Genomic DNA, 24381 nt, shown 5'->3' with positions numbered 1-24381 from the left:
GCACCCGCGATGACCGACCTCAACGACCGCACCCTCGGCGACCTCGAACGCCGACTCGAACTCACCGAGTTGCCCACGCCGACGCTGCAGGAGCGCACCGCGCAGCTGCACCGGATGCAGACCGACCTGCGATCCGGAGGCGACATCGAGGCCACCGAACGCCAGCACCGCAAGGGCAAGCTGACCGCCCGCGAACGCCTCGACCTGCTCTTCGACGACGGCACCTTCCACGAGATCGAAGGGTTCCGACGGCACCGGGCGACCGGTTTCGGCCTGGAGCATCGGCGCCCTGCGACCGACGGGGTGGTCACCGGCTGGGGCCTGGTGCACGGTCGCCGAGTGTTCGCCTACGCCCACGACTTCCGCATCTTCGGTGGAGCGCTCGGGGAGGCGCATGCGCAGAAGATCTGCAAGGTGCTCGATCTGGCGGTCAGCGCTGGATGCCCCGTGGTCGGTGTCAACGACGGAGCCGGGGCCCGGATCCAGGAGGGCGTCACGGCGCTCGCTGGTTACGGCGAAATCTTCCGTCGCCACGTCACTGCCTCCGGCGTCATACCCCAGATCAGTGTGATGGTCGGCCCATGCGCTGGCGGCGCGGCATACTCCCCGGCGCTGACCGATTTCGTCTTCGCCGTCGAGGGCATCGCGCAGATGTTTGTGACCGGACCAGACGTGGTGGCCGCAGTCACCGGAGAGTCGGTCGGCATGGACGAATTGGGCGGCGCCGCAGTGCATTCCGAGATTTCAGGGGTTGCTCACTTCGCCCATGACAACGAGGCCGACTGCTTCGACGACGTGCGCTTCCTCCTCTCGCTGCTCCCGCAGAACAACCACGATCATCCTCCGGCCGACCAGGTCGTCGACGACCCGACCGACCGTCGCGTCGACACACTCTGCACGATGGTGCCGGCCGATCCGAAGATGCCCTACGACATGCGGGCGGTGATCAACGAGCTCGTCGACGACGGGCAATGGATCGAGGTCCACGAACGCTGGGCGCGCAACGTCGTGTGCGTGCTCGCCCGGATCGGCGGCGAGGTCGTCGGCATCGTCGGCAATCAACCGACCGTGCTCGCCGGCGCACTCGACATCGCGGCGTCGGAGAAGGCAGCCCGTTTCGTCACGATGTGCGACACATTCGGCATCACCCTGGTGACCCTGGTCGACGTTCCCGGTTTCCTGCCCGGGGTCGACCAGGAGCGGCGCGGCATCATCCGACACGGCGCCAAGTTGCTCTACGCCTACTGCAATGCGACCGTGCCGCGCATCCAGGTGGTTCTGCGCAAGGCGTATGGCGGCGCATACATCGTGATGGACTCACGCTCCATCGGCTGCGACTTGTCCTTCGCCTGGCCGACCAACGAGATCGCGGTAATGGGCGCCGAGGGCGCTGCCAACATCATCTTCCGCCGGGAGATCGCCTCGGCGCCGGACCCAGAACTGGCCAGGCGCGAATGCATCGCCCGCTACCGCGACGAGCTCATGCACCCCTACTACGCGGCCGAACGTGGCCTGGTCGACGACGTGATCGACCCGGCGCTGACCCGGACGGTGCTGGCGGACGCGATTGCGACGCTCACCCGCAAGCGGGTCCGGCTACCCGAGCGCCGGCACGGCAATCAGCCCGCATAGGCGCCCCACGAAGTTCTCAGCCACCCGCCTCCTCCGGCACCAAGCGAAACAGCCTGATCCGACGGTCCCCGGCCCAGCGCACGTAGCTGTCATACCCCGGCCACACCCGCACCAGCTGTGGCCAGACACGGTCCCGCTCGGCATCATCGAGCGGGACCGCGCGGACCGGGAGGCCCGCCGTGCCGAGCTGGATCTCGGCGTGCGGGTCGTGCCGCAGGTTGAGCACCCACGCGGGGTGGTTGGCCTGCCCGAAGTTCGAGCCGACCACCACATAGCCACCGCCGTCGCGCACGTAAAGCAGCGGCACCGCACGTGGCCGGCCGGTGCGGCGTCCGGTGGTGGTCAGGGTCAGCTGCGGCAGCAGCGCGGTCGGCACCACATGCACGCGGCCGCCGGACCAGCGCGTCACCGCCTTGTCGACCGGCACCAGCTTGCGGACCGCGAACGCCACCGGCTTGATCGTGGTCAGTCCGCCGAGAAACCGGGGCAGGTGGGGGTCGGTCGTCATACAACCGCAGCCTAGGTCGTATGACGCCGCATGCGGCGCGACGGGACGGGACTGCGCGGTCGACACCTTTCGCTCGTAGCATGGCGGGCATGTCGAACAACTGGTACGACGTGCCGACCGGCCGTGACCGCAGCGATCCGGAGGCGCAGCGGGCAGCCAACGACGATTTCCTCTCGTCCTGGGATGAGGAGCCGCCGGGCCCGCCGGATGACGGTTACGCCTATTACGACGACGGCGGCGGGGACGGCGGAGGTGGCGGCTACGGCGGCCTGATCCCCGGTCTGTTGATCGGTGCCGGCGTCGCGGCGCTGTGCGCGATCGGCATCTACGTGGTGGCCGACCGGGGCGACAACTCCTCATCCCAGCAGCAGCAGTCGGTCTATACCTATACGCAGAGCGGTACGGCGAGCACGGTCACTCAGGCACCGAGCACATCGACACAGACGGTCACCGGTGAAGGCGGGACCAAGACGGTCACCGTGCAGGCACCGCCGGTCACCGTCACCAAGAATGCCGGCGGCGGCGAGCGGACGGTCACCCAGACCAAGACCACCACCGTGAAGGAGACCTCGAAGGAAACCGCGACCGCAACCGAGACCAGGACGGCGACGGCGACGACGACCAAAACCGAGACCGCACCGCCGAAGACCATCACCCGCACGGAGACGGTGACCGTCAAGCCGGGCAACGGCAACGGCAACGGCTGAGCCGTATGTCGGGGGGCGCCCTTAACCCGCGTGCTGCTGCACGACGGCACCAAGCCGCGGCAGCGCCGCCTTCACGTTGTCCTTGGCCTTGCCCCGCAGCCCGTTGTACGCGCGCTTGAGCGGCTCCCGGTCCGTCGCGGCGGCCCGCCGGTCGGTCACCTGCAGCAGCGCATCCGCAACCTCGTCGCCGCGGCCGGACAGGTAGCTGCCGAAGTCACCGGCGCCGCCGAAGTCGGCCCAGAACGGCTGCAGCGCCGCCGCGAAGTCCGGCAGCATCCGGTCGGTCGCGGTGGTGGCGATGGTCGGGCTCACCTTGCGAATCGCGGCATATCCACCCTTGATCGCTACTCCGCCCAGTCCCTTCTTGCCCTTGACCTCGGCATCGATGACACCGACCAGGTCGGCCACGACGGCGGGTCGGGTGTCGGCGGCGAGCAGGGATTCGGACAGCGTCACGGGGGGTGCCTTTCGCAGATGTATGGCGGGAGTCCCGCGCAGTCTATGCGGGTGTCCGGCCGCGGACGCACCGCAGGCGCCGACCCCGGTCCCGTCAGACGGCGAACGCCGCGCCCGTAGCGGGCGCGGCGTTCGTCGTCTGATCGGTGTTCGGCTCAGAACCGGCCGTAGGCAACCGGGTTGCCGTAGACGGCCTGGATCTTCACCACGTCGCCCGGCTTCGGCGCGGCGACCATCATGCCGCCGCCGATGTAGATGCCGACGTGGTAGGCGTACGACGAGCTGCCGTAGAAGATGAGGTCACCCGGCTGCGGGCTCGACACCTTGGTCGCAGCGAACATCTGCGCCGTCGCGGTCCGCGGGATCGACTTGCCGGCCTGCGCGAAGACGTACGAGCTGAAGCCCGAGCAGTCGAAGCCGGCCGGGGTGTTGCCGCCCCAGACGTAGGGGACGCCGACGTACTGCTTGGCAATGGCGACCACACCGGAAGCGGCGGGCAGCGTCGGCTGCGGCTTCGGCTTGGGTGCCGGCTTCGGCTGAGCCTTCGGCGCCGGGTTGTACTCGGTGTTACGCGGGGCCTGGGTGGGGCGCGACTGCGAGCGCGACACCGACGAGGTCCGCGGACGCACCTGGGTCTGGGACCGCTCCTGGGTCTGGCTCTCGGCCCGCGGCTGGGTCTGCGTCTGGGCCTGGGTCTGCGCACTGGCGCGCTCGGTGGAGGCCGCAGCAGTCTGCTGGGTCTGCTGAGTCTCCTGCTTGGGCTCGGCCTTCTTCTTCGGCTTGACCACCAGCTGCTTGGCCTCTGCCGAGGTGGCCAGCTGCGGCTTGGCGTCAACGGTGGCGAGCAGCTGCTTGGCCTGCACGGCCTCGACCGGGGTGGCGGTCGTCGCAGCGTGCCCGGAGCCGGAGAACGAGGCGACACCGGTCGCCGCGTCGGCGGCCTGCGGGGCGGCGATGGAGGCGACGAGGCCACCGGTCACGGCCACAGCCGCGGACACCCGCGCGGTCGAATTGAAGGTGGTCGAAAGCTTGCTCGGGGCGCGGTGGCGACCGCGGGGGGCAATAACGGACACGAAGTACCTCTCCTGCGCCTACGAGGTGAGCTGTCGGGCTCGGGTGGAGATACCCGGTCTCGGCGCAACAATCCCCGTGATGTTGCGACGCTACTTGGCCCCAAGGACGGCTTTCGCCGCCCGGTGGTGGTTCCCCCGCTCCTGCCGGCGGTAATCAGCACTCCCGGCTGGCTGGCAGGACTCGGCGTTGCCATCCGGGGGACCTCCGGTCGGAGGGCCGGACAAAAAGGTACACGGCTGGCATTCGAAAGTCACAGTGAGGTCACGACCTGCGGGCGAGTCTGTGTGCGCGCTTTGTCACCCCGGCCCGGAACCGTTGCAACGACGGGGTTTTCAGCCTGCGTCGACGAAGACGTGCGACGCGACGTCGCGGGGTAACGAAACGGCTTCGACCGAGCCCGCCTGCACCAGCACCCGGTCACCGTCGACCTGCGCGTGCACGGCGGCACCAGGCGCGATGCCACCGGCGGTGAGCACGCTGATCGCATCCTGGTCGGCCTGCGCGGGCTCGCCGATGCGACGTACCACGAAGTTCGCGGATGCGGCGGTGATGACTTCGGTCAGCGGACGCACCCCGTCCCGGAACTTCTCGACCGTCTCGCGCTCCCCGAGCTCCTCAAGGCCGGGGATCGGGTTGCCGTATGGCGACAGGTGGTGCTCGTTGAGCAAGGCCAGGATCCGGCGCTCGACGCGCTCACTCATCACGTGCTCCCAGCGGCACGCCTCGTCGTGGGCATATTCAAGGTCGACGCCGAGGACGTCGACGAGCAAGCGCTCGGCGAGGCGGTGCTTGCGCATCACTCGAATCGCGAGCGTTCGACCTTCCGACGTCAGCTCGAGGTGCCGGTCACCGGCGAGGGTCAGCAGGCCGTCCCGCTCCATGCGGGCGACGGTCTGCGAAACCGTCGGGCCGGAGTGCCCGAGTCGTTCCGCGATCCGCGCGCGCAACGGCAGGATGCCCTCTTCTTCGAGGTCGAAAATGGTACGGAGGTACATCTCCGTGGTGTCGATCAGCTCACTCACAGGCCTAAGCCTGCCACTTCGCTCTGACGGCTGCTATTTCGACCGCAGCCGGCAATATGCGATTGAGTCGCAGCTGAATTTTCTGTCCGGCGCGGGAATGGTCCGGCGCCGACCTCCGTTGTACGGGTTGGATGTCGTGGACTCCTCCCCTCTGACCTCGACATCCCGAACCGTCCGGTTCCACGGACGGGGTGAGCGGGCCGGTTCGTCCGGCCCAGCTCGGACGGCTGGCGCACTCCCCCTGGGCGCCAGCCGCTTCCTTTTCCCGGCCGGTTCCGGGTCCGGTGGTGACGTGATCTTTAACCCGTTGCGCTCGGCCGCCTAGCCGTTTTAGCGTTGCGGCACACGGGAAAGGAGGTGGTCCAAGAGTGAATTCTCAAAGGACGCGTGAGGTGGTTGCGCGCTAGCGCAACCTACGTTCGTCCCGGCTACCTCCGGTCAGCCGACTCAAGGACGAAACGGACGTTCGGTAGCTACTCCAACGCAGCCACCGCAGCCCGTGGGTGTGCGATTCGTCCAACGCACAAGCCGGCACCGCCGGAGCCCACGGGCTGTCCCATGCCCGCCAGCCGGCCGCCACTCCCCCGCCTCAGGGCTGCCGGCGCTCGATCCGCCAGGTTTCGGGGTTGGCAAGGTCACCATCGGCGCACCGCACGTAGACCAGCCGATCGTGCAAACGGCTGGCCCGGCCCGCCCAGAACTCCACCTCGTCGCAGCGCACGGCATACCCGCCCCAGTGCACCGGCAGCGGCACGTCGTCGGCGCTGCCGGTGTCCGGCCACTTGCGCTCGTATGCCGCAACGGCGTCCTCCAACTCGATGCGCCCGGATGCGGGTTCGGACTGCCGCGACGCCCACGCGCCGATCCGCGAGCCGTAGGGCCGGCTCTGGAAATACTCGGTGACCGTCTCCCGGTCGAGTTCCTGCGCGGTGCCGACGAAGCGGATCGCGCGGTACATCGCCGGCCAGGTCAGCGCCGCGGCGATGCGCGGATTGGCTTGCAGGTCAAGGCCTTTACGGCTCTGCAGGTTGGTGTAGAAGCCGGGCCCGGCCGGCGTCAGATAGCGCAGCAGCACGGTCCGCACGTGCGGCTGACCGGCGCCGTCGACGGTCGCCACCGAGATCGCGTCCGGCTCCGGCACGTCACCGCGCTCCTCCTGCCGGATCCGCGCATCGTCGACCCACCGCTCGACGACCGCCCAGGGCGCGGGCGGCAGCTCACTCTCGTCCAGTCCCTCGCCCGCGTAGTCCCACCGCTTGATCGGCTGCATGCGCCCGACGCTACCGGTGGGAGACTGCTGCGCTGTGACCACCCAGCTCGTCATCCCCGATTCCCTCAAGCCCGCTGACGGTCGCTTCGGCTCCGGACCGAGCAAGGTCCGTGGCGAGCAGTTGGCGGCGCTGCAGCAGCTCAGCCCCGAAGTGATCGGCACCTCGCACCGGCAGGCGCCGGTCAAGGCGCTGGTGGCGCGCGTGCGATCCGGCATCGCCGAGCTGTTCGGGCTGCCCGACGGTTACGAGGTCGTGCTCGGCATGGGCGGCAGCAATGCCTTCTGGGACGCGGCCGCGTTCGGCCTGATCCGTGACCGGGCCGCGTTCGGGGTGTGCGGTGAGTTCGGCGGCAAGTTCGCCTCGGTCGCCACCCGCGCACCGTTCCTCGGGGAGCAGACCGTGGTGGAGGCCGAGCCGGGCACCGCCGCCGTGCTGGGGGCGGTCGACGGTGCGGACGCCTACGGCTACGCGCAGAACGAAACCTCCACCGGGGTGATGACGCCCGTGCACCGAGTGCCCGGCGCCGGCGCCGACGCGCTGATGCTGGTCGACGCGACCTCGGCCGCGGCCGGGTTGCCGGTCGACCTGAACCAGACCGATGCCTATTACTTCGCGCCGCAGAAGGGCTTCGCCTCCGACGGCGGCCTCTGGCTGGCCACGATGTCGCCCGCGGCCCTCGACCGCATCGCCGAGCTCAGCGCAGACCGCTGGATCCCGGACGTGCTCAATCTGCAGATCTGCGTGGACAATTCGCGGCTCGACCAGACCTACAACACGCCCGCGATCGTCACGCTCGCGCTGCTCGCGGAGCAGCTCGACTGGATGCTCGCCCACGGCGGCCTGCCCTGGTGTGTCGATCGCACCGCGGCATCCAGCCGCACTCTCTACGACTGGGCGGACGCCGCGGACTTCGCGAGGCCGTTCGTGAGCAACCCGGCGTCCCGGTCGCAGGTGGTCGGCACGATCGACTTCGACGGCGTCGACGCGGCAGAGGTCGCGAAGGTGCTCCGGGCCAACGGCATCGTCGACACCGAGCCCTACCGCAAGCTGGGCCGCAACCAGCTGCGGATCGGCATGTACGCCGCGGTCGATCCGGCCGATGTCGCTGCGCTCACGGCCTGCATCGACTACGTCGTCGATCACCTCTGAGCACCGCAGGACCCGCTGACCATTCACGCAGGCGGGTCGGTCACGATGGCCTGATGACCGGCGACCTCAATCTCACCCGGGACGAGTGCGCCCGGCGCAGCGCAGCCCTGACCACGCACAGCTACACGGTCAGCCTCGACTTGAGCGCCGCAGCCGATCCCGAAGTCGCCACCTTCGAGTCCGTCTCGACCGTGCGCTTCACCAGCACCGACGAGGAGACCTGGCTCGACCTGGTCGCCGACGAGGTCACCGACGTCACGATCAACGCCACCCCCTCCCCCATCTCGTATGACGGGGCACGCCTCCTGCTGGACGGTTTGCGCACCGACGGCAGCGAGAACGTCGTCCGGGTCGTCGCCCGTTGCCGCTACAGCCACACCGGCGAGGGCATGCACCGGTTCACCGACCCGGCCGACGAAAACACCTACGCCTACACGCATTTCGAGCCGACCGACGCGCGCAAGGTGTTCGCCTGTTTCGAACAACCCGACCTGAAGGCGCGCTTCACCGTCAGCGTCACCGCACCCGCTGCCTGGCACGCGTTCGGCAACCAGCCGGTCACCGAGCAGACGACAACCGCCGGGGTCCGCACCACCACGTTCGCTCCGACGCCACCGCTGTCGACCTACCTTGTCGCCGTTGCGGTCGGACCGTTCCACCGGAGCAGTGCGACCTGGACGATCGAGCGCCCCGACGGCAGCACTCAACAGGTCGATCTGGGCGTCGGCTGCCGCGCGTCGATGGCGCCGCATCTGCCCGCCGAGGAGATCTTCGAGATCACCCGGCGCGGGCTCGACTTCTTCGACGCCGCCTTCGAATTCCCTTACCCATGGGGCAAATACGACCAACTGTTCATGCCCGAGTACAACATCGGCGCCATGGAGCATCCGGGACTCGTGACGTTCAACGAGAACGTCTACCTTTTCCGCGGCGCGACGACGACCGCCCAGCGCGAGTCGCGCGCCGAGGTGATCATGCACGAGATGGCGCACATGTGGTTCGGCGACCTGGCGACGCCGCGGTGGTGGGACGACACCTGGCTGAAGGAGTCCTTCGCCGACCTGATGGGCTACCTCGCTGCGACCGAGGCCGCCGGATTCGACGGACCCTGGCTGACTTTCGCGCTGCGCCGCAAGCAGTGGGCCTACGAGCAGGACCAGCTGCCGACCACCCATCCGATCGTCGCGGATGTGCCCGACCTGGACGCGGCGCGAGTCAACTTCGACGGCATCACCTACGCCAAGGGCGCGGCCGTGTTCAAGCAGTTGATGTCGTTCGTCGGCCGGGACGGGTTCTTCGCCGGTGCCCGGGAGTACTTCCGGCGTCACGCGTTCGGGAACACGACTCTCGCCGACCTGATCGACTGCCTCGAGGACGCCACCGGCCGCGACCTGACCGGCTGGGTCGATGCCTGGCTGCGCACGTCCGGGCCGTCGACACTGTCGGCCGATGTCTCGGACAGCACCGTCACCATCGCCCAGCGGGCCACCGATCCGCTGACCGGCGAGCGCGTGCCGCGCGATCATCGGGTAGTGCTCAGCGCGTTCGCCGACACTGCCGCCGGTCTGCGCCGGACCCTGTCACAGCCGGTGACCATCACCGGCGACACCACCCTTGTCGAGCTTCCGGAGGACACCCAGGTCGACCTGGTCGCACTCAACGACGAGGACCGCACTTACGCGATCACCTGGTTGGCACCGGACCAGGCGCGGCTCGTGGCCGCCGGCGTCGGCCAGGTCGAGCCGGCCCTCACCCGGGCCGTGCTCTGGTCGACGCTGTGGAATCTCACCCGCGGCGCCGAGCTACCGGCCAGCCAGTTCCTCGACGCCGTTCACACCAATCTGCCGGATGAGCCGGATGCCGGATTGCTGGCCCTCGCGTTGGGCATGGCGCGCACCGCGGTCACCGACTTCCTTCCCCCAGCGGCCCGACGGGCCGCCGGCGAGCGGCTGCTGCACCTGGTGGAAGCCGGTGTCGCTGCTGCAGATCCGGGTTCGGACCTGCAGCGGGCATGGACGTCGGCGCTCGCCGACATCGCGCCGCTCACCCCGTCGGGTGCGGCACCAGTGCGACGCGTCCTCGACGGCGAGCTGCCCGGTCCGCCGATGCCACCGAACCTGCGCTGGGAGCTCGTGACGGCGCTGGCCACCCTCGGCGCAATCGAGGAGCGGGAGCTGCACGCCGCCTACGCCGCCGACCACACGATGACCGGCGCCACGGCATACGCCAGGGCACTGGCGAGCCGGCCCGGGGTCGCGGTCAAGGAGGAGGTGTGGCGCCAACTCACCGCGGGCACCGGCCTCACCAACGACCGGCAGCGCGCCCTGCTGTCCGGCTTCGTGCACTCCGCACCGCAGGACGTGGCCGGCTTGCGCGATGCCTACTTCGCGGGCCTGAATACCTGGTGGCGGACCCAATCCCGCACGATGACCGGCCGGCTGGTCGCCGGCCTCTTCCCGCAGACCAGCGTCGATGAGGGCAGCAGCGACAACCCAGTGGTCGCCGCGGCGCGCGACTGGCTGAAGGACAACCCGGACGCGCCATACGTGTTGCGACGCGGCGTCGTCGAGCAGCTCGAGCACACGGCGCGGCGGCTACGAGCCCAACAGCTCAGCTGACCAGCCAGGACAGCACGGTGACCCCGATCAGCGAGACGAGCGCGACGACGACCACGATGCGTTGGGTGCGGGGCTTCATCATCTGACGTACACCTCAGGCAACTCTTTCGGTCTCGGCGACGTCGCGCGGACGCACCTCGAAATGCGGAATCGGTCGACCCTCGAGGCGCACCCGCAGATCCTTGCTACGCATCAGATAGGTCATCGCGGCCACCACGGTAGCTGCCGTGGCGATGCTGCCGACCAGGATGGTCCACCGGGCACCGAACTGCGCGCCGATCCAGCCGATCACCGGCGACCCGAGCGGGGTGCCGCCCATGAAGATCGCCATGTAGAGCGCCATCACCCGACCGCGCATCACCGGCGTGACGCTGAGTTGCACGGTGGCGTTGGCGGTGTTGAGCATCGTGATCGCGCAGAGCCCGGTCGGGATCAGGAACACCGCAAACAGCAGGTATGACGGGGCCAGCGCAGCGAGCGCGGAGAACACCGTGAAGCCGGCGAGCGCCATGATCAGGATCCGCAACCGCGGCCGCTGCCGACGAGCGGCCATCAGCGCGCCCGCCAGCGAGCCGATCGCCATCACCGACCCGAGTAGGCCGTATTCGGCTGCACCGCGGTGAAATACGGTGGTCGCCATCAGCGCGATGGTGATCTGGAAGTTCATCCCGAAGGTGCCGAGCATGAACACCATGAACATCACCAGCATGATGTCCGGCCGGTGCCGCACGTAGGCCAGCCCCTCGCGCACCTTGCCCTTGCCGCGGACCTGCGGTGCGGGGTCGAGCTCGGCCGGGTGCATGACCTTCAGCGCGATCAGCACCGACACGAACGAGAGCGTGTTGAAAATCAGCGTGTTGCCCGTGCCGATCAGGCCGATCATCAGGCCGGCAACCCCCGGGCCGATCAGCCGGGCCGCGTTGAACGACGTGGCGTTGAGCCCGACGGCGTTGGTCAGCAACTGCGACGGGACCATCTCGGAGACGAAAGCCTGCCGGCTCGGGTTGTCGAGCGCGGTCGCCACTCCCTGCAGCGCCGCCAGCAGGTAGACCTGCCACAGCTGCACGACCCCGGCGAGGACGACGGCGGCGAGGATCGCGGAGGTGATCGCGAGCGCGGTCTGGGTGCCGAACAGCACCCGCCGTTTCGGGAAGCGGTCGGTGATCGCGCCGGCGAACGGCGCAAGCAGGACAACCGGCGCGAACTGCAACGCGGTGACGATGCCGAGTGCGGTGGAGTCGTGGTCGGTGAGTTCGGTCAGCACCAACCAGTCCTGGGCGGTGCGGCCCATCCAGGTGCCGATATTGGACACCAGCGCGCCGGTGAAATAGACGCGGTAGTTGTAGACGGCCAGTGAGGCGAACGTGCGACTCACCTGGCGGTCACCACCCGCTCCAGGATGTCGACGGCCTCCCGCAGCACCGCGCACTCCTCGTCGCTGAGGCCACCCATGTGGCTGCGCATCCACTCCTCCCGCGACCGGCGAATGTCGGCCAGTCGCGCCCGTCCGTCACGGGTCAGGTGCAGTCGCACCTGACGACCGTCGTCGGGGTCGTCCTCCCGACGCACCAGACCCTGGTCCACGAGCGCGCTGACGGTCCGGGTCATCGACGGCGCGCTCACACACTCGATCTGCGCCAGCTGTCGTGGGGTGAGCACTTCCTTGTCCAGCTTGAGCAGCACCGTCGCCTGGTGCGGGGGCAGGATTGCCTCACCGGAGAAGCGGATCCGGCGGCTCATCCGCAACACCACCGAACGCAGATCACCGGCCAGCTTGCGGCGCTCGGCAGAAGTCATCTAATTAGCATAGCTCATTACTCAAGCTAACTATTTTGCCGCGGTCCGGCGACTCGGCCCGGCGACCATCCAGCCGCACCCCCGACGGGTATCATCGGACTCCCAGGAAACTTCCAGGGTTGCGGAGGAAGGTGGGCTGCATGAGCGCGATCAGTTCACCCGAGGCCCGCTTGCTCGTCGTCGAGGACGAGACCAACATCCGCGAACTCCTCGCGACGAGCTTGAAGTTCGCCGGGTTCGAGGTGCACACCGCGGCCAACGGCAACGAGGCGATCTCGGTTGCCGGCAATCACCACATCGACCTGGCGGTGCTCGACGTCATGCTGCCGGACATGGATGGCTTCACCGTCACCCGCAAGCTGCGCGGCAACGGCTTCGACGTGCCGATCGTCTTCCTCACCGCACGCGACGCGGTCGAGGACAAGGTCAAGGGCCTGACGGTGGGCGGCGACGACTACGTCACCAAGCCGTTCAGCCTGGAGGAGGTCGTCGCCCGCATCCGTGCGGTGCTGCGCCGCACCCACGTCGAGGACGAGACCCGGTCCACGGTGCAGGTCTCCGACCTGGAGCTCGACGAGGACTCCCATGAGGTACGCCGGGGCGGCCACGTCATCGAGGTGTCCCCCACCGAGTTCAAGCTGCTGCGCTACCTGATGCTCAACCAGGGCCGCGTGCTGTCCAAGGCGCAGATCCTCGACCACGTCTGGGACTACGACTTCCGCGGCGAGGCAGGCATCGTCGAGAGCTACATCTCCTACCTGCGGCGCAAGATCGACGTCGGTGACGCACCCGCTCTGATCCACACCAAGCGCGGCGTCGGTTACGTGCTGCGCGCCCCGCGCGAGTGACACTTTTGGTGTGACCGACAGCAGCAACTCCCCTCTCGCGCGCATCCGTCGCGAACTCCAGGCGATGCCGCTGCGACTGCGCGTCAGCGCGCTGCTGGTATTGCTGCTCGCGGTGGCGCTGCTCATCACCGGCGCCGCGGCCACCGCGCAGGTGCGCAGCTTCATGACGCAGCGCCAGGACGCCGAATTGCGTGCAGCACGTGCGTATCTCGTCGACGGTGCGGTGAAGAATCGAGCCACCGAGCAGCAGGCGTTCGCCTACGTGCCGACCAACACCTACGCGATCTCGCTGCAGGGTGTCGACGGCACCGAGGAGAGCATGATGACCGGCCCGGGCGACAAACGGAACCCGGCGTCGGTACCCGCCATACCCAAGCTGACCGCGTCGGACTCGCGGGTGCGCTCCGGCCGGGTCTTCACCGTCGGGTCGAAGGCCGGCGGCGGACGATGGCACGTCGTGGCGGGCACCGTCGACGACTCCGGCACGACCTATGTATATGCCGTCGCCGTCTCGATGGACCACACCGACGAGGTGGTCGACCACCTGGAGCTGGTCATCGTGCTCGTCGGTCTGCTGGCGCTGCTCGCCTGCGCCGTGCTCGGCTGGTTCGCCGTGCGCCGCACGCTGCGCCCGCTGCGTCAGATCGAGGACACCGCCCGCGGCATCGCCGCCGGCGACCTCACCCGGCGCGTGCCGGCACCGCGCGCCCAGGACGAGGTCGGCAGCCTCAGCAAGTCGCTCAACGTGATGCTCTCCCGAGTGGAGGACTCCTTCGCCGTACGACGAGCCTCCGAAGAGCGGATGCGCCGGTTCGTCGCCGATGCGTCGCACGAGCTGCGCACGCCGCTCGCGACCGTTCGCGGATATGCCGAACTCTTCCGGCAGGGTGCGGTCTCCGGCGAGGCCGACACCCGGGCCGCGATGCGCCGTATCGAGGACGAGGCGACCCGGATGGCCGTCATGGTCGACGACCTGCTGCTGCTCACCCGGCTCGACCGGATGCACCGCGACGCCCCGGCGGCCGACCGGCCGCACGTGCCGATCGACCTGACGGTGCTCGCCGCGGATGCCGTGCAGGACGCGACCGCGATCGACCACGACCGATCGGTGCGGCTGCGCGGTCTCGGCGGACCGGTGCGACCAACCATGGTGCTGGGCGACGAAGCCGCACTGCGCCAGGTGGTGACCAATCTGATGGCCAACGCGATCCGCTACACCCCGCCCCGCACCCCGCTCGAAGTCGTGGTCGGCACCCAGGGCGGCACCGCCGAGCTGCACCTGGTCGACCACGGGGCCGGCATCGCCAGCGACCTGCGGGAGCGGATCTTCGAACGGTTCTACCGAGCCGACCCGTCACGCAACAGCGAGCACGGGGGCAGTGGGCTCGGCCTGGCCATCGTGACCGCGATCCTGCAGTTGCACGACGGCGTGGTCGAGGTCCGTGACACCCCCGGTGGTGGCGCGACGTTCGTGGTGAAAATACCCTCGACAGCAGACCCGGAGAGTTCGGACGACGAGCCCGCCGGAGGCACAGGAACCCCACAGTATCGACGAAGCGGTGCGACAGCCGACCCGACTTGAGTAGCTGTCGCCCCGGTACAAAGCGGGCATCACACATCAGGAGGGCGTGAGCAGATGTCGTTCGACCAGCACCGGTCCGACCAGCCGCAGGAGGACCCCCGGCGGGGTCAGGACGCCGACGCGACCGGGTCCATCTACTCCGGCGACGAGCACACCTCCCCGATCCCGCGCTCTCCCGAGCAGCCGTATGACGCAGGCAGTCGCCCGGCCGACCCGTTCGCGCCGCCCCAGCAGCAGCCCGGCACCGCGTCGTCCGCGCAGCACTACGGCCAGCCCTACGACCCGGCTTCGCAGCAGCAGTCCTACGCCCAGGGCGGATACGGGCAGGGCCAGGCATTCGGCGCCGGCGCCCACTCGCAGCAGCCGGCACCGGCATACGGGCAGGGCGGCTATGGCGGGGTGAGCACGACCACCGCGCCGCGTAAGCGCGGCCGCAGCTGGGCCGCGATCCCGATCGCGGCGATCCTCGCGGCCGCACTCGCCAGCGGCGGCACCTACGCGCTCACCCACGACGACAACGGAAGTTCGGCCGCGACCGGCGGCAACACCACTGTGGTGAACGCCAATCCGGCCGACTTCGCCGACGCGGGCTCGGTCAACTGGTCGGCCACCGCGTCCAAGGTCACCCCGAGCGTGGTGTCGATCACCGTGCAGAGCGGCAACAGCGGCGACCAGGGTTCGGGCGTCATCCTGGACAAGAGCGGCAACATCGTCACCAACAACCACGTGGTGACCGGGTCCGGTGCGAAACCGACGGTGCTGGTCACGCTGAGCGACAACAAGACCTACCAGGCGAAGGTCGTCGGCACCGACCCGAGCACCGACCTCGCGGTCATCAAGCTGGAGGACCCGCCGAGCAACCTGACGCCGATCAGCATGTCGAGCAAGAAGCTCGTGGTCGGCCAGCCGGCGATGGCGGTCGGCAACCCGCTCGGCCTGGCCGGCACGGTGACCACCGGCATCGTGAGCGCGCTGAACCGTCCGGTCACCACCCAGGCGGTGTCCCCGAACGACGGTGGGAACAACGGCGATCCGTTCGGGGGCAACAACGGAGGCGGAAGCGGGGGGCAGTCCTCGCAGGCCACCACGGTGACGACCAACGCGATTCAGACCAGCGCAGCGATCAACCCCGGCAACTCCGGCGGAGCACTGGTCAACGGGTCCGGGGAACTCATCGGGATCAACTCCTCGATCGCCACTCTCGGACAATCCTCAGCTTCTTCCCAGTCCGGAAACATCGGCATCGGGTTCGCTATCCCTGTGCCCGTCGTTCAGAACATCACCAGCCAGCTCATCAAGAGCGGCAAGGCGACCCACGCCCAGCTCGGGGTGCAGGTGTCGACCCAGACCAGCACGGTCAAGGTCGGCGACGCGATCGTGCAGGCGGCGAAGGTCGTGAAGGTAAACGACGGGTCCGCGGCCGCCAAGGCCGGCATCAAGGTGAACGACATGGTCGTGCAGTTCAACGGCAACCAGGTGGTGGGCTCGGACTCGCTCGTCGGCTTCGTCGGCGCCGAGAAGCCGGGCACCAAGGTCACGCTGACCATCGTGCGCGATGGGAAGCAGCAGAACGTCCCGGTCACGCTGGGTGAGGCATCATCCTCGTGACGCGGTGACGATGAGGATCGCCGGGTGACTCTCCCTTCCTCCGTGCTCGGCGGTCCTGACGGGGTGGATCCGGCTTGTGACGGGGCCGGATCTCGCGAGGGGCGCCTCTGTGGCGATGTCCGTGGGAGGGATTGAGCGTATAGTCGCTCTTCCCCCACCGACAGCCACGAGAGGCGCCCCTTTCGTCATGCCTGAAACCAGCTCGTATGCCGATGAGCTCGCCCACGAACGCGCCTACCTGACCGACGCTCGCGCCGACCTTGCCCGGATGCGCGCGAGCGCGGAGTCCCTCGATGCATCCCGCGGAAGCGACGCCGACTCAGCTGCCGTGCTGGCCGAAGTGCTCGCCCGGCGGGTCGCAGCGCTGCAGGACGACCCGCACACCACGCTCTTCTTCGGCCGGATCGACAGTGACGGCAATGCCGGTCCGGCCGGCTCCGGCCGGCACTACATCGGCCGGCGCCACGTGAGCAGCCCGTCCGGTGACCCGGTGGTGCTCGACTGGCGTGCGCCGATGTCGACCGCGTTCTACCGCGCCTCGCACACCGAGCCGATGGGGGTGTCGTTGCGCCGCAGGTTCGGCGTGGACCGCGGGCAGATCACCGCGATCGAGGACGAGCACCTCACCAACCGGGCCGAACCCGAAAAGTCGAGCGACATCCTCGCCTCGGAGATCGAGCGTCCGCGCACCGGCCCGATGCGTGACATCGTCTCCACCATCCAGCCGGAGCAGGACGAGATCGTCCGGGCCGACCTGGCCACCTCGGTCTGCGTGCAGGGTGCACCGGGCACCGGCAAGACGGCGGTCGGGCTGCATCGCGCGGCCTGGTTGCTCTACACCCACCGCGACCGGCTGGACCGCTCCGGCGTGCTCGTCGTCGGACCCAACCGCGCGTTCCTGGAGCACATCAACGCCGTGCTGCCGGCACTGGGCGAGGTCCGCGTCGAGCACACGACCGCCGCAGAGCTGGTCGCGCACGCACCCGCGAAGGCGACCGAGTCGACGCAGGCGGCCGTGCTCAAGGGCGATCCGCGGATGGCGGACCTGCTGCGCAACGCGCTATGGGCGAGGGTCACCCGCGCCGACGAAGCCCTCGTCATACCGCGCGGGGCGCGCAAGTGGCGCATTCCCGCCTACGAGGTGCAGGAGATTGTCGACGAGCTGAAGTCGCGAGGTGTGCGCTACGAGGCCGCCCGCACCATGCTGCCGATGCGCCTGGCGCACGCGGTGCTGCTGCGGATGGAGCGGTCCGGGGACTCCCCCGACGACCGGGTGCAGGCGGCGATCGCGAAATCGGCGGCGATGCGGGGGTACGTCGCGACCATCTGGCCGGCCGCTGAGCCGCGTCAGGTGTTGTTTGATCTGTGGTCATCGGCCGACCGGATCGCCGAGGCCGCGGATGGTGCGCTCTCCGGAAACGAACAGGCAATCTTGTTGTGGCACAAGCCTGCCCGCACCAAGGGCAGCGCGAAGTGGTCAGCTGCCGACCTCGCCCTGCTCGACGAACTCGGCGACCTGATCGAACGGACGCCATGCCTCGGCCACGTGGTGCTCGACGAGGCGCAGGACCTGTCGCCCATGCAACTGCGGGCCGTCGGCCGCCGCTGCTCCACCGGGTCGGTCACCGTGCTCGGAGACATCGCGCAGGGCACCACGCCGTGGGCGACCGACTCGTGGCAGGAGGCCATGACGCACCTCGGCCAGCAGGACCATCACCTCGAGGTGCTGGACCGCGGCTTCCGGGTGCCGGCGTCGGTCATCGAGTTCGCCGCGCGCCTGCTGCCCAGCATGGCCCCCGGGCTCGGCGCGCCCAGCTCGGTGCGCAGCAATCCGGGCGTGCTCGAGGTCCGGCAGGTCGACAGCTCCGCCTTGCCGACCGCTGTGACCGAATCCATTACTGCGGCAATGCGATCCGAGGGATCCATCGGCGTGATCGCACCGAATGCCGACGTCGCGAAGGTGTCGAAGGCGCTGCGCTTCGCCGGCATCGAGCACGGTCGGCTCGACGCAGATCACGGCGACGACGCCGACCATCGGGTCCAGTTGGTCCCCGCGACGGTCGCCAAGGGACTGGAGTTCGACCAGGTGCTCGTGCTCGAACCGGCGGCGATCGCCGCCGCCGAGCCCGACGAGCGCACTGGACTGAGACGGCTGTATGTCGTTCTCACCAGGGCGGTTTCGGCACTCACCGTGCTGCACAGCGAGCCGCTCCCCGACCAGCTCTGTGGATAACTTCTGCAGCGCGTCGGCCGGACTGCCTAGCGTCGACACATGACGTCCGCACCCCGCGGACACCGTGTGGAGGGATCGACATGCAACCCAGTGGCACCGGCGCATACGCCGTCGACAGCAACCAGCTCGACCAGCACAGCCGCGATGTGGCCAACGTGGCCGAGGAGATCGCACACCTGATGGGGGTGATGGACGGCAAGCTGCACGCGCTGCAGGGCACCTGGAAGGGCCAGGCATCCGGACAGTATGCGCAGCTGCACGGCGAGTGGAAGGCCGCACAGACGAAGGTGCGAACGGCACTGACCGACATCGGTCTTGCACTCGGCTCGGCGAGCACCGCCTACTCGCAGGTGGAGGCCGACGTCACCCGGGCATTCACCCCCAAGTGACCGGCGAAGCGGCGCCGACGGCCGGTCAGCCGGCCGTCGGCGCCGGCTTCCTCACAGGCTCGCGGCGAGTTCGGTGGCTTGCCGGATCGCCCGCTTCGCGTCGAGCTCCGCGGCGACGTCGGCGCCACCGATCACGTGTCTCGCCGCATCGTCGTCCGCGGCAAGGTCACGGACCGATTCCTGACCGGCGCACACGACGATCGTGTCGACCTCGAGCAGCCGCTGCTGCGGCGCGGCCTTGCCCCTGCGCACGGTGACGTGTAGACCTGCGTCGTCGATACGGTCATAGCTGACGCCGCCGATCATCTCCACCTTGGCGTCCTTCAGCGCGGCGCGGTGGACCCAGCCGGTCGTCTTCGCCAGGCCCTTGCCCAATGGTGCGGGCTTGCGCTGCAGCAGGTAGACCGTGCGCCGTGGCTGCGCCGGCCGCTTCTCAGTCAGTCCGCCGACCGCGGCCGGGTCCTGCGTGACACCCCACTGCTCCTGCCACTCCGACAGCTTCTTATGCTGATCGTCCAGCAGGAACTCGCTGACATCGAAGCCGATGCCGCCCGCGCCGATCACCGCTACCCGCTGACCGGCCTCGACCTCACCGCGCAGCAGTGCGTCATACGCCACCACCTTCGGGTGCTGGATGCCCGGGATGTCCGGCACCCGCGGCCGCACGCCGGTCGCGACCACCACGTCGTCATAGCCACGAAGTTCGGCATCGGTCGCGGTCACCCCGAGGCGGACGTCGACACCGAGCACCTCGAGCCGGCGCTGGTAGTAACGGACGGTTTCGGTGAACTCCTCCTTGCCTGGGATGCGCATCGCCAGCCGGAACTGCCCGCCGATCTGCGAGTCACGCTCGAACAGCGTGACCCGGTGCCCCTTTTGCGCCATCGACACCGCCGCGGCCAGGCCGGACGGCCCCGCCCCCACCACCGCGACCTGCTTGCGGCGGGCCTGCGGCACGCCGAGCAGCACGAGCTTGGTCTCCCGGCCGGCGCGCGGGTTGACCAGACAACTCGCCTTCTTGTTTGCGAACGTGTGGTCCAGGCAGGCCTGGTTGCACGCGATGCAGGTGTTGATCTCGTCGGCGCGGTCCTGCCCAGCCTTGACCACGAAGTCCGGGTCGGCCAACAGCGGCCGGGCCATCGAGATCAGGTCGGCCTGACCGGAGGCGACGATCTCCTCACCGACCTCGGGAGTGTTGATCCGGTTGGACGCCATGACCGGGATGCCGACCTCTTGTCGCAGCCGGGCCGTCCAGTCGACGAACGCGGCGCGCGGCACCGACGTGACGATCGTCGGCACCCGCGCCTCGTGCCAGCCGATGCCGGTGCCGAACATCGAGGCCCCGGCCTGCTCCAGACGCTGCGCAAGGGTGACGACCTCATCCCAGGTCTGACCCTTTTCGACCAGGTCCACCAACGAGATGCGGTAGTCGACGATGAAGCCGGCACCGACGGCGTCCCGCACCCGGCGGACGATTTCGGCCGGGAAACGCATGCGCTTGTCGGCGGTGCCACCCCAGGCGTCGGTGCGGTCGTTGGTGCGAGCAGCGAGGAATTGGTTGATCAGATAGCCCTCGGACCCCATGATCTCGACGCCGTCGTAGCCGGCCCGCTGCGCCAGCCGGGCCGCTCGCACGTAGGCGTCGATGGTCCGCTCGACTCCCTTGGCCGAGAGCGCGCGTGGGCGAAACGGCGTAATCGGCGACTTGCGACCGCTCGCGGACCGGATCATCGGGTGATAGCCATATCGACCAGCGTGCAGGATCTGCAACAGGATTCGACTGTCGTGCTGGTGCACGGCATCGGTGATCCGGCGGTGCTTGTCGGCAGCGCGCGCGGTCCGCAGCAGCGATCCGGCCGGCAGCAACCAGCCCTCGACATTGGGTGCGAAACCGCCGGTAATCAGCATTCCGGTGCCACCCTCGGCACGGGCCGCGAAGTAGGCAGCGAGCTCGACGAAGTGTTTGGACCGGTCCTCGTAACCGGTGTGCATCGAGCCCATCACCACCCGGTTGCGCAGCGTGACACCGTCGATGGTGATCGGGGACAACAGGTGGTCGTATGCCATCAGACCTTCTCTCGGGTGGGGGTGGACCGGGCGAGTTTGCTTGTCGCCGTGGTCATTTCGCCGTCGAGCGCGGCGAGCATCTCGTCACACCACTCGACGTAGCCGCGTTCTTGCCGGATGCCGCCGCGCAGCACCAGCCAGACCGGCAACTCGTCGCCGGACAACCGCGCCGGATCCGGAAAGTGCCGCTGCTCGTCGGCCAGGTAATAGTCCAGTTGCGCCGCGTGCGCCGCCCGCTGCCGACGGATGTCCGCCACAATCGCCGAGCGGTCACCGAACGGCATCGCGCGCACCTTGACGGCGAACTCGCTGCGCTGAGTCGTCTCAGCCGTCGGTTCGCGGGTCCACTCGGTCAGGCGGATCTGACCGGCGCCGGTGAGGCGGTAGACGGTGCGGTCGGGCCGGACTCCGCCACCGGAGTGCCGCTTGCCAGTGATCAGCCCATCGGCGTCCATCCGGGCCAGCACCCGGTAGATCTGCTGATGCGTCGCGGTCCAGAAGAATCCGATGGACTTGTCGAAGCGCCGGGTCAGGTCGTAACCGCTCGCGGGCTGCTCGGCGAGCGAGACCAGGATCGCGTGCTCCAACGACATGCGCCGAGTGTCATATGCAACAAGGTGCATGTCAAGGAGTCCGGCACTCGCGCACTCGCCGCATCAATCGGGGTCGCCCGGTGTCTGATACCCGGCAAATTTGGCATTTTTCCGACACGGCGGAGACCCGTCGCACGAATGAGCTTCTGGACGGACGCCCGTTCAACTAAGTTGCGGACAATGGACATCATTGCGACCACCCAGAGTGAACGCCGGGGTCCGAAGTTTCAGGCGCGAAGGCAGCAACTCGCCCAGGCCGCGCTGGTGACCCTCGCGGAATTGGGCTATGCCCACACCAGCCTGCGGGAGATCGCGCACAACTCCGAGTTCTCGCACGGTGTCGTGCACTACTACTTCAGCGACAAGGCCGACCTCATCACCGAGTGCGTCGCCTGTTTCCGTAACCTCTGCGTCGACGCCTACGCCGACGTGCTCGCCGAGGCACAGACGGCACAGGAGCTTCGCCAGGCCGTCATCGACCGCCTCACCAACCGCATCTCTACCAGCTGGCCGTACCAGCGCATCTGGTACGACCTGCGCACCCAGGCGATGTTCGACGAGACACTGCGCAATGACGTCCAGTCACTCTTCACCCTGTTCTACGACACGACGTGGCAGATCATCACCCGCTACGCCGAACTCGCCGGAGTGACCCCGGTGGTCGGCCCGGAGCTCAGCCATTCGATGGTGGACGGCCTGACCCAACGCGCCGTGGCCCGCTACGTCCACGGCGACACCGAAGCGATCCCGGCTTTGCGCAGCGGCCTCAACAGCCTCTTCGACATCATCGTGCCGACTGACTGACGCCAGTCTCAGAACTTCACCTGGGCGCCCATCACCACCGTCCGCGCCTCCGGAAGCCGGTAGTACTCAGCGGGATTGGCCGCGTTGTGCGCCATTGCCAGGAACAGCCGCTTGCGCCATCGCGGCATCACCCGGTCGCGCCCACCGTGCACGGTGATCCGGGACAGGAAGTAGTAGACGTCGTCCGGGTCGACCTCGACGCCTTGTTTGCGAGCCAGCCGCAACGCGGCCGGCACATTCTGATCGTCCTGGAAGCCGAAGTTGAGTCGCAGATGCCGGATCGCGTCATACGCGTCGCCGAGCACCGCTGCCTCCACCCGATCCTGCGCAGCCACATGCGGCACGTTGTGCGACACCGCGGACACGATGAACACCCGCTGATGGATGACACTGTTGAAGGAGGCGTTCTCCCGCAGTGCGAGTGGCACCGTCGGCACGTCGGGGTGCAGGAAGACAGCCGTGCCAGGCACCTTGGTCACCGGGCACGAGTGCAGCCAGTCGAGAAACTCCTCGATCGGGCCCTCGAGCTCGGTCCGCCGCTCGGTGACCACCCTGCTGCCGCGTCGCCAGGTCAGCATCGCCGTCGCGACGGCGACCGCGATCAGCATCGGCAGCCAGCCGCCGTGCAACACCTTGGTCAGGTTCGCGGCGAAGAAGGTCACCTCCAACGCGCCGAAGAGCACGCCGACCAGCACCAACTGCCACCTCGGCCACTGCCACGCCGATTCGGCATACACCAGGAACAGGGTCGTGGTCAGTAGGAAGGTGCCGGTGACCGCGAGTCCGTAGGCCGTGGCGAGCTTGTCCGATGAGCGGAACACCACGAGCAACACCATCACACCGACGAACAGGGCCCAATTGACCGCGGGCACGTAGATCTGCCCGCTCTCGCTCTGGGAGGTGTGCCGCACGGTCAGCCGCGGCAGGTAGCCGAGACGCTCGGCCTGTCGCGAGACGGAGTAGGCGCCCGAGATGACCGCCTGCGATGCGATCACCGTCGCCGCGGTCGCGAGCACCACCAGCGGCCACTGCAGCGCCGACGGCGCGAGCAGGAAGAAGGGGTTGCTCACCGATGACGGGTGCTCCAGGATCAGCGCGCCCTGCCCGAGGTAGTTGAGCGTGAGGCACGGGAAGACCAGGAAGAACCACGAGCGCCGGATCGGCGCCTTGCCGAAGTGACCCATGTCGGCATACAGCGCCTCGGCACCGGTGATCGCGAGCACGACCGCACCCATCGCGACGAACGCGACATACGGCCGGTCGATGATGAACTCCAGCGCGTATGACGGCGAAAGCCCTTTGATGACACCGGGGTTCGGGATGACCTTGGCCAGGCCGAGTCCGCCGATGGTGACAAACCAGAGGACCATCACCGGCCCGAAGAAGCGACCGACCGCTGCGGTGCCGAACCGTTGCACGAGGAACAGCCCGGTGATGATCAGCGCGCCGAGCGGCACCACCCAGTCCTGCAGTCCCGGTGCCGGCACCTCCAGGCCCTCGATCGCGGACATCACCGAGATCGCCGGGGTGATCACACTGTCGCCGTAGAACAGCGAGGCGCCGATCACCCCGAGCAGCATCACCAGCCCGAAGCGGCGGCCACCCGGTCGCACATGTCGCCGGGCCAGCGCGGCGAGCGCCATGATGCCGCCCTCGCCGTCGTTGTCAGCACGCAGGATGAAGCTGACGTATTTGATGCTGACGACCACCGTGATGGACCAGAAGACCAACGAGATGACGCCATACACATCACCCGGCGACGACCGCACGGTGTTGTGGTCGATGGAGAAGACCGTCTGCAGCGCGTAGAGCGGACTGGTGCCGATGTCGCCGAAGACGACGCCCAGCGCACCCAGCGCCATCGTGGCGAAGCCGGCCCGAGGGGCCGATCGGTCGGGGGTGTTCACGAGGCGTCATTGTCCACCAGTTAGCTGCAGGTATGACGAAGCGGCCGCCCTCCCTTGCGGGAGGACGGCCGCCTCAAGCCGAAGTCTTGCTCGAGACTCCGTTTGGAGTCGGGGTC

20 protein-coding genes and 1 riboswitch are annotated in these 24381 nt (G+C 68.5%); of the genes, 10 read left to right on the top strand and 10 right to left on the bottom strand.

What is annotated here, in order from left to right:
- The first annotated feature begins 9 nt into the window (after positions 1-9).
- Entirely contained in the window at positions 10-1632 is a 1623-nt protein-coding gene (locus tag N2M23_RS04695) for an acyl-CoA carboxylase subunit beta (protein WP_265443663.1), read from the top strand.
- A gap of 16 nt (positions 1633-1648) precedes the next feature.
- Here N2M23_RS04695 and N2M23_RS04690 read toward each other — a convergent pair whose 3' ends face one another.
- Entirely contained in the window at positions 1649-2140 is a 492-nt protein-coding gene (locus N2M23_RS04690; protein ID WP_265443662.1) for a nitroreductase/quinone reductase family protein, read from the bottom strand.
- Between the two features lie 89 nt (positions 2141-2229).
- Between N2M23_RS04690 and N2M23_RS04685 the strand changes: the two genes are divergently transcribed.
- Positions 2230-2847 (top strand): hypothetical protein, encoded by a 618-nt coding sequence (locus N2M23_RS04685; RefSeq protein ID WP_265443660.1) that lies wholly within the window; start codon positions 2230-2232, stop codon positions 2845-2847.
- 21 nt (positions 2848-2868) lie between these two features.
- Here N2M23_RS04685 and N2M23_RS04680 read toward each other — a convergent pair whose 3' ends face one another.
- From N2M23_RS04680 to pdxH, 4 genes are all read right to left on the bottom strand, one after another.
- A complete protein-coding gene (locus N2M23_RS04680) occupies positions 2869-3303 on the bottom strand; it encodes a DUF6918 family protein (protein WP_265443658.1) in 435 nt (144 codons plus the stop codon).
- 155 nt (positions 3304-3458) lie between these two features.
- Entirely contained in the window at positions 3459-4376 is a 918-nt protein-coding gene (locus N2M23_RS20915; RefSeq protein WP_265443657.1) for a C40 family peptidase, read from the bottom strand.
- Positions 4377-4546, bottom strand: a riboswitch (cyclic di-AMP (ydaO/yuaA leader).
- A 163-nt stretch (positions 4547-4709) separates the two neighbouring features.
- Positions 4710-5399, bottom strand: coding sequence for an iron-dependent transcriptional repressor DtxR (locus tag N2M23_RS04670; protein WP_265443656.1), 690 nt, complete (start codon positions 5397-5399; stop codon positions 4710-4712).
- Between the two features lie 589 nt (positions 5400-5988).
- Entirely contained in the window at positions 5989-6669 is a 681-nt protein-coding gene (gene pdxH / locus N2M23_RS04665; protein ID WP_265443654.1) for a pyridoxamine 5'-phosphate oxidase, read from the bottom strand.
- Here pdxH and serC point away from each other — a divergent pair.
- Together serC and pepN are read left to right on the top strand one after the other, a co-directional pair.
- Positions 6668-7819: a phosphoserine transaminase gene (gene serC / locus N2M23_RS04660; protein ID WP_425270179.1), complete on the top strand. Its 1152-nt coding sequence runs from the start codon at positions 6668-6670 to the stop codon at positions 7817-7819. The genes pdxH and serC overlap by 2 nt on opposite strands.
- 53 nt (positions 7820-7872) lie before the next feature.
- On the top strand, positions 7873-10437 hold the full coding sequence (pepN, locus tag N2M23_RS04655; RefSeq protein WP_265443650.1) for an aminopeptidase N: 2565 nt from the start codon (positions 7873-7875) through the stop codon (positions 10435-10437).
- A 94-nt stretch (positions 10438-10531) separates the two neighbouring features.
- On the opposite strand, the gene N2M23_RS04650 is transcribed toward pepN, so the two are convergent.
- Both N2M23_RS04650 and N2M23_RS04645 read right to left on the bottom strand, forming a co-directional pair.
- Positions 10532-11812 carry an MFS transporter gene (locus N2M23_RS04650; protein WP_265443649.1) on the bottom strand — a complete coding sequence of 427 codons (1281 nt, stop codon included), beginning with the start codon at positions 11810-11812 and terminating at the stop codon, positions 10532-10534.
- A complete protein-coding gene (locus N2M23_RS04645) occupies positions 11809-12234 on the bottom strand; it encodes a MarR family winged helix-turn-helix transcriptional regulator (protein ID WP_265443647.1) in 426 nt (141 codons plus the stop codon). Before N2M23_RS04645 ends, N2M23_RS04650 begins: the two co-directional genes overlap by 4 nt.
- Before the next feature lie 140 nt (positions 12235-12374).
- Between N2M23_RS04645 and N2M23_RS04640 the strand changes: the two genes are divergently transcribed.
- The 5 genes from N2M23_RS04640 to N2M23_RS04620 all read left to right on the top strand — a co-directional run bounded on the left by N2M23_RS04640 (position 12375) and on the right by N2M23_RS04620 (position 18894).
- Positions 12375-13082, top strand: coding sequence for a response regulator transcription factor (locus N2M23_RS04640; RefSeq protein ID WP_265443646.1), 708 nt, complete (start codon positions 12375-12377; stop codon positions 13080-13082).
- A gap of 10 nt (positions 13083-13092) precedes the next feature.
- On the top strand, positions 13093-14664 hold the full coding sequence (locus tag N2M23_RS04635) for a sensor histidine kinase (protein WP_265443644.1): 1572 nt from the start codon (positions 13093-13095) through the stop codon (positions 14662-14664).
- 54 nt (positions 14665-14718) lie between these two features.
- Entirely contained in the window at positions 14719-16272 is a 1554-nt protein-coding gene (locus N2M23_RS04630) for a S1C family serine protease (RefSeq protein ID WP_265443643.1), read from the top strand.
- A 187-nt stretch (positions 16273-16459) separates the two neighbouring features.
- Complete coding sequence (locus tag N2M23_RS04625; RefSeq protein WP_265443641.1) at positions 16460-18505, top strand: HelD family protein; 2046 nt, start codon at positions 16460-16462, stop codon at positions 18503-18505.
- An 80-nt stretch (positions 18506-18585) separates the two neighbouring features.
- Positions 18586-18894, top strand: coding sequence for a WXG100 family type VII secretion target (locus tag N2M23_RS04620; protein ID WP_265443639.1), 309 nt, complete (start codon positions 18586-18588; stop codon positions 18892-18894).
- A 51-nt stretch (positions 18895-18945) separates the two neighbouring features.
- On the opposite strand, the gene N2M23_RS04615 is transcribed toward N2M23_RS04620, so the two are convergent.
- Both N2M23_RS04615 and N2M23_RS04610 read right to left on the bottom strand, forming a co-directional pair.
- Positions 18946-20961, bottom strand: a complete 2016-nt coding sequence (locus N2M23_RS04615) for an NADPH-dependent 2,4-dienoyl-CoA reductase (RefSeq protein WP_265443638.1) — start codon at positions 20959-20961, stop codon at positions 18946-18948.
- Positions 20961-21554, bottom strand: a complete 594-nt coding sequence (locus N2M23_RS04610; protein WP_265443637.1) for a PadR family transcriptional regulator — start codon at positions 21552-21554, stop codon at positions 20961-20963. Before N2M23_RS04610 ends, N2M23_RS04615 begins: the two co-directional genes overlap by 1 nt.
- Positions 21555-21734: 180 nt before the next feature.
- On the opposite strand from N2M23_RS04610, the gene N2M23_RS04605 reads away from it, so the two are divergent.
- Positions 21735-22358, top strand: a complete 624-nt coding sequence (locus tag N2M23_RS04605; RefSeq protein WP_265443636.1) for a TetR/AcrR family transcriptional regulator — start codon at positions 21735-21737, stop codon at positions 22356-22358.
- Between the two features lie 8 nt (positions 22359-22366).
- Here the strand turns inward: N2M23_RS04605 and N2M23_RS04600 are convergent, their stop codons facing one another.
- Positions 22367-24265, bottom strand: a complete 1899-nt coding sequence (locus tag N2M23_RS04600; protein WP_265443635.1) for a potassium transporter Kup — start codon at positions 24263-24265, stop codon at positions 22367-22369.
- Between the last annotated feature and the right edge of the window lie 116 nt (positions 24266-24381).

The sequence above is a fragment of the Flexivirga meconopsidis genome, assembly GCF_026162425.1.
In the GTDB taxonomy this organism is placed as follows: Bacteria; Actinomycetota; Actinomycetes; order Actinomycetales; family Dermatophilaceae; genus Flexivirga; species Flexivirga meconopsidis.
The sequence above is the reverse complement of the archived record's forward strand: the minus strand, read 5'-3'. Positions and strand labels throughout refer to the sequence as shown.

What these genes read in the sequence shown, in the direction of transcription:
- N2M23_RS04695 (WP_265443663.1), top strand. Translation starts at nt 10, where the DNA reads ATGACCGACCTCAACGACCGCACCCTCGGCGACCTCGAACGCCGACTC.
- N2M23_RS04690 (WP_265443662.1), bottom strand. Translation starts at nt 2,140, where the DNA reads ATGACGACCGACCCCCACCTGCCCCGGTTTCTCGGCGGACTGACCACG.
- N2M23_RS04685 (WP_265443660.1), top strand. Translation starts at nt 2,230, where the DNA reads ATGTCGAACAACTGGTACGACGTGCCGACCGGCCGTGACCGCAGCGAT.
- serC (WP_425270179.1), top strand. Translation starts at nt 6,668, where the DNA reads ATGCGCCCGACGCTACCGGTGGGAGACTGCTGCGCTGTGACCACCCAG.
- pdxH (WP_265443654.1), bottom strand. Translation starts at nt 6,669, where the DNA reads ATGCAGCCGATCAAGCGGTGGGACTACGCGGGCGAGGGACTGGACGAG.
- pepN (WP_265443650.1), top strand. Translation starts at nt 7,873, where the DNA reads ATGACCGGCGACCTCAATCTCACCCGGGACGAGTGCGCCCGGCGCAGC.
- N2M23_RS04645 (WP_265443647.1), bottom strand. Translation starts at nt 12,234, where the DNA reads ATGACTTCTGCCGAGCGCCGCAAGCTGGCCGGTGATCTGCGTTCGGTG.
- N2M23_RS04640 (WP_265443646.1), top strand. Translation starts at nt 12,375, where the DNA reads ATGAGCGCGATCAGTTCACCCGAGGCCCGCTTGCTCGTCGTCGAGGAC.
- N2M23_RS04630 (WP_265443643.1), top strand. Translation starts at nt 14,719, where the DNA reads ATGTCGTTCGACCAGCACCGGTCCGACCAGCCGCAGGAGGACCCCCGG.
- N2M23_RS04625 (WP_265443641.1), top strand. Translation starts at nt 16,460, where the DNA reads ATGCCTGAAACCAGCTCGTATGCCGATGAGCTCGCCCACGAACGCGCC.
- N2M23_RS04620 (WP_265443639.1), top strand. Translation starts at nt 18,586, where the DNA reads ATGCAACCCAGTGGCACCGGCGCATACGCCGTCGACAGCAACCAGCTC.
- N2M23_RS04615 (WP_265443638.1), bottom strand. Translation starts at nt 20,961, where the DNA reads ATGGCATACGACCACCTGTTGTCCCCGATCACCATCGACGGTGTCACG.
- N2M23_RS04610 (WP_265443637.1), bottom strand. Translation starts at nt 21,554, where the DNA reads ATGTCGTTGGAGCACGCGATCCTGGTCTCGCTCGCCGAGCAGCCCGCG.
- N2M23_RS04605 (WP_265443636.1), top strand. Translation starts at nt 21,735, where the DNA reads ATGGACATCATTGCGACCACCCAGAGTGAACGCCGGGGTCCGAAGTTT.